Source organism: Shewanella sp., assembly GCF_041630135.1.
Taxonomy (GTDB): domain Bacteria; phylum Pseudomonadota; class Gammaproteobacteria; order Enterobacterales; family Shewanellaceae; genus Shewanella.
In genome coordinates, this window is sequence record NZ_JBFKLW010000021.1 from 51,526 (window position 1) to 59,266 (window position 7,741).

The window sequence follows — 7,741 nt, forward strand, 5'->3', positions numbered from 1 at the left end:
TGTAATTCCTAAGCCAGAACAGACTGACAACGATAACTGGAGGCCGGGATGAAACTGGTGAGTGCAATCATCAAACCTTTCAAACTCGACGATGTGCGTGAAGCCATTGCGGGCATGGGAATAGAGGGAATGACGGTAACTGAGGTCAAGGGATTTGGCCGCCAAAAGGGGCATACCGAGTTGTATCGGGGCGCGGAATATCAGGTGGATTTTCTGCCCAAGATCAAACTGGATATTGCCACCAAGGCAGAGAACGTAGATCTGCTCGTGGAAGCGATAGTGAATGCGGCGCATACCGGCAAGATTGGCGACGGCAAGATTTTTGTTATCGATCTCGAGCAGGCGGTGCGTATCCGTACCGGCGAAACCGACGACGAAGCACTGTAAGGGGGATTGGAAATGGAAGAGTTGAGCAAACTGGGCCTGACAGTGGCCGAACTGAGATTTGCACTGGATACCTTTTACTTTTTGATATCCGGCGCGCTGGTCATGTGGATGGCCGCGGGTTTTGCCATGTTGGAAGCAGGGCTGGTACGTTCCAAAAACACCACTGAAATCCTCACCAAGAACGTGTGTCTGTATTCCATTGCCTGTATCACCTACCTGGTTGTTGGCTACAACATCATGTACGTGGACAACCCGGAAGGCGGCTGGTTGCCAAGCTTTGGTGCCCTGATTGGCAGTCAGGCGGCAGATGCCGACCACTCGCTGGAGTCTGACTTCTTCTTCCAGGTGGTGTTTGTGGCCACCTCGATGTCCATCGTCTCCGGCGCAGTGGCTGAGCGCATGAAACTGTGGGCTTTTCTGGCATTCTCAGTAGTCATGACCGCAGTTATCTACCCGGTGGAAGGCTTCTGGACCTGGGGTGGCGGCTTTGTCAGCGCCGCAGGTTTTGTGGATTTTGCCGGCAGCGGCATCGTGCATATGGCTGGTGCGGCGGCAGCGCTGTCTGGGGTGATGCTGCTGGGTGCCCGCAAAGGCAAATATGGCCCCAAAGGCCAGGTAAACCCTATCCCTGGCTCTAACCTGCCAATGGCCACCCTGGGGATGTTTATTCTGTGGATGGGCTGGTTTGGCTTTAATGGCGGTTCGCAGCTGATGGTATCTGATGCGGCTAACGCTACCTCGGTAGGCAAGATTTTCGTGAACACCAACTCAGCGGCTGCATTCGGTGCCATTTCGGCGCTGGTAGTGTGCAAAATGATTTGGGGAAAGGCCGATTTGACCATGATTTTAAACGGCGCTCTGGCCGGGCTGGTGGCCATAACTGCCGATCCGTTGTCACCTTCACTGGGGTTGGCGGCTGCGATTGGTCTGGTGGCCGGTGGTCTGGTGGTGTTTTCCATAGTGGCCTTCGACCGTGTGCGCATCGATGATCCGGTAGGCGCGATTTCGGTGCACGGCGTGGCCGGTATCTTCGGTTTGCTGCTGGTGCCACTGTCAAACGCCGATGCCACTCTTGCAGGGCAGTTGTTTGGTATTGTCTCTATCTTCGCCTGGGTATTCGGCGCTTCCTTTGTGGTGTGGCTGATGCTCAAAAAGACCATGGGGATCCGCGTCAGTGAAGAAGAAGAGTACAATGGTATGGATGCGTCCGACTGCGGTATCGATGCCTACCCCGAGTTTGTGACCGTGAAAACCGCAGGCTAAACGACAAAAGTCACAGTAATAGCAGCAGGCCATGCAAATGGCCTGCTGTTTTGGTTTATGGCCTGGAATAGGTCTTGCCGCTGATACATGGCGGCGGGATACTGGTGGCAATCACACAAACAGGAGTCCCTATGCAGTGGCCTAAAATGATGATGGCAGCAGGCTTTATCCTGAGTTTGGCCATACCCGCTTTGGCGGGGCAGGTAGTGGTTCGCAGCAGCGATGAGCCCTTTGATGCCTTTGCGGTGCGGAATGAGTTGGCTCGCCAGCACGAGTGGCAGGAGGCGCTTCGCGCCGAGCAGCAACTGAAAATACTGGAGCGCTTACCCATCGGTTGTATCCTGCGGCCAACACCTTATCGGCATTTTCACTGCGATGGGTTGTTTTACCGTCCTTATCAATGGCGTGACAAGGAGCTGTATATCTCAGTTCCCAATCCAGAGCGTCCGGACATCAATCAGAAACCTGGTAAACCCGTTCAGCCGCAAAGTTAATCTTTTGTTACGTATTGGCTGAGTCAGTGAGCGTTTTTTGGCGTAATCTCAGATTAAGGGAAGTTACTATTGGGGGCGTTATGTCTGCCAGAATTTTGCTTTGTCTGTTACTGCCTTTGATGGTCGCCTGCAGCAACACCGAAACACCGCCACCAAATGCTCGCGCCAATAATCTGCTTAATGATGGTGTCTTTGAACCGGTGTCAGGGTTGCCGACTCCACAACAGGTTTTTGAATTACCTCCGGGCGTGGCGCAATCTTTAAGGCGAGAGTTTGAAAGACATAAAATGGCTCCCGGCAATAATGAGTTGGCTCATGCATGGCTTGCTCAGTATCTGCGAGCCAGCGAAGGCGGCTTTCGGTATCAGGACAATGTAACCCGAATCGCAGCCGACACCTTTTACGACAGGGCTGGAAACTGTATGTCGCTGGTAGTGCTTGCCGCAGCGATGGCCGATGCATTGGGCGTGTCGATTGATTTTCAGGATGTTTTGGTGCAACCCACCTGGGACCGGCAGGGGGATTTCTATCTCATAAATGGCCATGTGAATTTAAGATTGTTGCCGCCTGAAAAGGTTAATGTTTTCCACCTTGACGGCCCGATTTTAATCGATTTTTTACCGGAGAGAGCACTGCGTGGATATGACAAAGTTCGTATCGACAGGCGGATGCTGCTGGCGATGTTTTATAACAATCTTGCGGCAGAAGCATTGGTGAATGGTGATCACAACAGAGCTTATGGGTTGATTCGTTTGTCTCTTGAACACAGCACAGTGTTTGTCCCGGCACTGAATACACTGGCGATTTTATATCGTTACCACCAACGGGAGGATTTGGCGGAGACCGTCTACCGTGAGGCGCTGAAGATTGAGCCGGAGAATATGACTACCCTGTATAATCTGGCGTTGATTTTGTCATCTCAGGACAGGCTGGATGAATGGGCCAAGATACATAAGGTGTTGGAGCTGGCGCGTATTCGCAATCCTTACTACTACTACGATATGGCCGAGCAAGCATTGTCAGAACATGAATATCAGCTGGCGGTCAGCTGGTATTTGCGCGCCCTGGAGAAGGCCGATTATCGTCATGAGTTTTACTTTGGTCTCTCCCAGGCTTATTGGGCCTCAGGCAATACTCTGAAAGCCAAACAGAGCATGGAAAAAGCCATGGCGCTCAGTCGTGACAATGACAACAAGCTCCGTTATCAGGCCAAGCTTAATGCCATGGCGAGTCATTGAAAAATTGATGTAAGACGAAAGTGAAAAGGGCGCCGGTTGGCGCCCTTTTATATTGGATAAATCCAAGCAGTTTACAGGCTCAGAGCTCTGTCCTGGAACGACAATCTTGCCATCTGGCCCTGATCTTTCAGTTCCAGCTCCCGTACATGGAAAGGAGCGCTAACGCCTGATGTGGCAATTATTTCCTTGCTCAGCGGCAAGGTCAGGCTGCCATTGCCCTCGAGCCAGGCGGCGGCTTCCGTGCGCAGAATCGCCACTTCGTTGCCATTGGCGTCGGTGCCGGTCAGTACCGCTGAGGCGGCAAAACGTCCCGCATCTGCCAGCTCGAGGCTCAGATTCAGGCCCACCGGTATGCCATCATGCCACTGGGTTTCCACCTCGGGGCTGATGCGCGCACTGGGTGCGTACAGCTTAAAGGCGCTCTTGATGGTGCGTCGCACAGTGCGATCGCCATCACTGGCTGTAACATCAATCACCAGTTCACTGAGGCCCATGGGCGCATCGGCGCTGAGATTATCTGGCAGACGCAGCATCAGTTTGTCACCTTGTTGCTCCTGTGCAAGTTGCAGTTCAGTGTCGCCCTGTTTGAGGCGGACGTTGGTGTTGATATTGCCACTCATACCATCCAGCCCCAGTGCCAGTTCAACGCTGCCACTGTTGGTGCTGACCAGCATGGGGCTTGAGAGGGTCAGGTTGTAGGGGCTGCCTTTCTCTTTAACGTTGACCAGATAACGGGCGCGGCTATCCAGCGGCTGGCGGGTGCTTAATCTGTAGTTGCCGGCAGGTGCTGCGGCCGACAACAAGAGCGCGCTGGAGTTATCTGTCATGCCGGCGGTGGCCAGCGCCTCGCTGCTGGCCATTGAACGCACCAGATTGGGCACCTTGGCACCTTTGGGAGCCTGTAGCTCCAGCTGTTCCGGGCTGATCGGGTTGGCATGATACAGGGCGCCTGAACTCATGTCGGCGCGGGGCGCAATGCGGATCACCGCGCCGCCCTGGGTGACATTCAGGTTAACGCCCCGATTTAGCTCTTCGCCGCTGACACTGAACCAGTACTCATTGCTGGCAAGACTTTGGCTGGTTTGCGGCAGCTTGCTTTGGTATTCGCCCGAAAGTGGTGCAACAAAGCCGATGGCATCGCGACTGGTGTTGATACCGGCAGATGTTGGCGCCTGCACTTGCATGGGGGCAAAGTCCGATGAGATAGGGGCGCTCAGGGATGTGGTTTGTATACTGAAAGTCTCGGCCACGCTGGCGTCGTCGTTTTGGCAGGCGCCAAGCAGCAGCGCCATCAGTACCGCAGCGGCCAGCTTATTATGCTTATTCATGGGCTGTCTCCTAGATGCGGTTGCGGATAAATACGTCCAGGCCAAAGCAGGCGCGGCGGCTTTGTTGATGACTCAAAGGCTCAGAGCCCCAGGTTTTTTGCTTGTCTTTGAACCAGACGCTGCCGGCGGCACTTTGTGAGCTGCACTCAAGGAAGCCATCAGAGCAGTCATCGAGCCAGTTCTGGGTGGTTTCCAGTGCGACCTGATACTGATAGCCACCGCAGTAGCTGTCGCTGTCCCAGAAGGCTGAGTCCACATCGGAGCCCACCACGGCCTCAAATGGTTTGCCAAGGCTTGGGCGACCAGCGGTGCCATTGAGCCAGTTGGCATTGTAATAAGCCATCCAGCTCACTTGCTGCTGCTTTACCGCATTGCTGCCGTAACCCAAAATCCAGCCGAGGGTGGTTTCGAAGATATTGCCTTCGGTAACAGCATCGGCCAGCGGTGTCCCTGCACTGGAAGGCGCCAGTGCAATTACCCTGGAGGTGGCTTTAATCACCTTGGGATAGCGGGCATCCCAAGTGGGGTTTGACAACACCCAGCGCACCACATTGCCACCATTGGAATGGGTCAGCAGTACCAGATCTGTGATGTTTTTACTGTCGATAAAGCTGCCGAGCTGGGTTGCCAGGCAACCTGCGGCGGCTTCATCCCACATGTATTGGTCGAAGTCGCAGTTAATAACTGTGTAGTTGGCGCTGTTTGGCAGACCCTGACGTACAGAGTTCACAAACTCTGAGGTCCAGTAGTCGTTAAGCGCATCGGTTTGATGACCCGTGCCATGAATAAAAGCTATTCCTGACGCGGCCTGACTCAGGGGGCTGACGGCAAACAGACCCAGAAGCATAAGCGTTTTGGCTGTCTTCATTTGTCTGATCTCTTTAGTTTCTTTTTGTATGTTGTATGGTCTTGTTGAACAGGTAGGACGTCTGACCTGCCATCGTTAACCTACCGTTAACATTTTCATTGGCGCAAGTACTTTAAATGGTACGCCTGTTCATATTTGGGTGTTTGCTCAAGACGCGGGTTTTAGGTAAATACTCTAATGTCTGAGTATCTGCCAGGGTTGAAGTAGCCAAGTTCTGTTCGAAGTCCAACTACGGCAATCATAAAGCTGCAGCTTGAGTTGATAGGTTAGTCGTAAGTTTCGGCGCAGCGCCTCAGGCGATTTCAAGGTTGCTGTTTAAAACTGTTCGCCTATCTTGATTTAACTTTATACAGGGTGGTGTCCTGTAATCGCTTTCAGTCAGCGGTTTGCGGCAAGCTTGTTGCCAGGCCATGAGTAGGACTTAGCCTTTGGCGCCTGTTTTGAAGAATTTCTATGAGCAATTGGTCATCAGCAGCCACCATTGCCTTGGTGCTATTCGCTTAACGCAGGCTCTGGGCAATCATGGGGCTCGTTTGCCGATTTGCTTAGGCAGCTTTTTGTGCCAGCGCAGTTTGGGTAGTGGTCGGTTGCTCTATTCAGATGGTACCTGTTCAGTGAAATCCTGTTGCTGATACATTGTAAATGCCGGCTTTTGCACAATATGTGATTGCGTTAACATCGGTGTTGGGTAAGTGATAAATTATTAAAACATTTATTTAATACTCATTAATTTCAGCATCTTGAAAAAGATTTTTTAAATAAATCATATCTTGATTGCGTAGGGCGGCATTAATGGCTAAATTGGCTGAGTCATAACAGATAGAGAGATTTTCGATTTAACTTACTCCGGAGCTGATAAAGCCTATGTATTACCAAAATGATGACGTTCGCATTAATGAAGTAAAAGAATTGCTGCCTCCCATCGCTATCCTCGAGCGATTTCCTGCATCAGAGAACGCATCTGCTACAGTTTTTAATGCCCGGAGCAATATTCATCGCCTGCTGCAAAAAAAAGACGATCGCCTGTTGGTGGTTATTGGTCCTTGTTCCATTCACGATCCGGTTGCTGCGCTGGAATATGGTCAGCGGCTGTTGGCGCTCAGAGAGCAATACGCCGGCCAGCTTGAGGTGGTGATGCGGGTGTATTTTGAAAAGCCACGCACCACGGTGGGCTGGAAGGGGCTGATTAACGACCCCTACATGGATAACAGCTTTAAACTCAATGATGGCCTGCGCACCGCCCGTAAGCTGCTGCTGGATTTGAACGATATGGGAATGCCGACAGCCGGTGAGTTTCTGGATATGATTACGCCTCAGTATGTGGCCGATCTTATGTGCTGGGGTGCCATTGGCGCGCGAACTACTGAATCTCAGGTGCATCGCGAGCTGGCGTCGGGGCTATCGTGCCCGGTTGGTTTTAAAAACGGAACCGATGGCACCATCAAGATTGCCATCGATGCCATTGGCGCTGCAGCAGCCCCGCACCATTTTCTGTCCGTGACCAAGTTTGGTCATTCCGCCATTGTATCGACCAAGGGCAATCCCGATTGTCATATCATCCTGCGCGGTGGCCGCGAGCCAAATTACAGTGCCGGGCATGTGGCGCAAATTCAGGCCGAGCTGGTTGAGGCCGGTTTGCCCGACAATGTGATGATTGATTTCAGCCACGCCAACAGTTCCAAGCAGTTTTCGCGGCAACTGTTGGTCGCAGAAGATGTGGCTAACCAACTAGCAGGCGGAAATCAGGGTATTTTTGGTGTGATGGTTGAGAGTCATCTTAAGGAAGGACGTCAGGAGCATCAGCCCGGCATTCCATTGGAATACGGCAAGAGTGTCACTGATGCCTGCCTTGGCTGGGATGACAGCGCAAAACTGTTGGAAATACTTAATCAATCGGTGCTTGAACGCAGAAACCGCTAATCGAGGAAAAAGGCGCCCAAGGCGCCTTTTTTATCAAATTTATCAACGACGGAAGATTTACTTCTGTGGATTAAGATTTTTTACCAAGTATTCGTTGGCGTTAGCCAAACTTCCGAAGGAATTGATCAGATTGCGTCTGCCTTTTTCCTGTAACTCGGGATTGCCTGATTCCATCATCATCCATACCCAAGTCTGGATTAGCGTAAGAGGTGGGTACTGAACTTTTGAAGAATCCAACATAAA

General features: G+C 52.1%; 8 protein-coding genes. 5 read left to right on the forward strand and 3 right to left on the reverse strand.

Features of this window, described 5'->3' with window-relative positions; all coding sequences use genetic code 11:
• Window positions 1-48: 48 nt before the first annotated feature.
• The 4 genes from ABYK60_RS07950 to ABYK60_RS07965 all read left to right on the forward strand — a co-directional run bounded on the left by ABYK60_RS07950 (window position 49) and on the right by ABYK60_RS07965 (window position 3,382).
• Entirely contained in the window at window positions 49-387 is a 339-nt protein-coding gene (locus ABYK60_RS07950; RefSeq protein WP_372871441.1) for a P-II family nitrogen regulator, read from the forward strand.
• 12 nt (window positions 388-399) lie between these two features.
• Window positions 400-1,650 carry an ammonium transporter gene (locus ABYK60_RS07955; RefSeq protein ID WP_372871442.1) on the forward strand — a complete coding sequence of 417 codons (1,251 nt, stop codon included), beginning with the start codon at window positions 400-402 and terminating at the stop codon, window positions 1,648-1,650.
• A gap of 131 nt (window positions 1,651-1,781) precedes the next feature.
• Window positions 1,782-2,144 carry a hypothetical protein gene (locus tag ABYK60_RS07960; protein WP_372871443.1) on the forward strand — a complete coding sequence of 121 codons (363 nt, stop codon included), beginning with the start codon at window positions 1,782-1,784 and terminating at the stop codon, window positions 2,142-2,144.
• Window positions 2,145-2,224: 80 nt separating this feature from the next.
• Window positions 2,225-3,382: a tetratricopeptide repeat protein gene (locus tag ABYK60_RS07965; protein ID WP_372871444.1), complete on the forward strand. Its 1,158-nt coding sequence runs from the start codon at window positions 2,225-2,227 to the stop codon at window positions 3,380-3,382.
• 71 nt (window positions 3,383-3,453) lie between these two features.
• Here the strand turns inward: ABYK60_RS07965 and ABYK60_RS07970 are convergent, their stop codons facing one another.
• A complete protein-coding gene (locus ABYK60_RS07970) occupies window positions 3,454-4,710 on the reverse strand; it encodes a DUF4785 domain-containing protein (RefSeq protein WP_372871445.1) in 1,257 nt (418 codons plus the stop codon).
• 10 nt (window positions 4,711-4,720) lie between these two features.
• Window positions 4,721-5,578, reverse strand: coding sequence for a hypothetical protein (locus ABYK60_RS07975; protein ID WP_372871446.1), 858 nt, complete (start codon window positions 5,576-5,578; stop codon window positions 4,721-4,723).
• 864 nt (window positions 5,579-6,442) lie between these two features.
• Between ABYK60_RS07975 and aroG the strand changes: the two genes are divergently transcribed.
• Window positions 6,443-7,498, forward strand: coding sequence for a 3-deoxy-7-phosphoheptulonate synthase AroG (gene aroG, locus ABYK60_RS07980; protein WP_372871447.1), 1,056 nt, complete (start codon window positions 6,443-6,445; stop codon window positions 7,496-7,498).
• A 57-nt stretch (window positions 7,499-7,555) separates the two neighbouring features.
• Here the strand turns inward: aroG and ABYK60_RS07985 are convergent, their stop codons facing one another.
• Window positions 7,556-7,738, reverse strand: coding sequence for a hypothetical protein (locus tag ABYK60_RS07985; RefSeq protein ID WP_372871449.1), 183 nt, complete (start codon window positions 7,736-7,738; stop codon window positions 7,556-7,558).
• Window positions 7,739-7,741 lie beyond the last annotated feature (3 nt).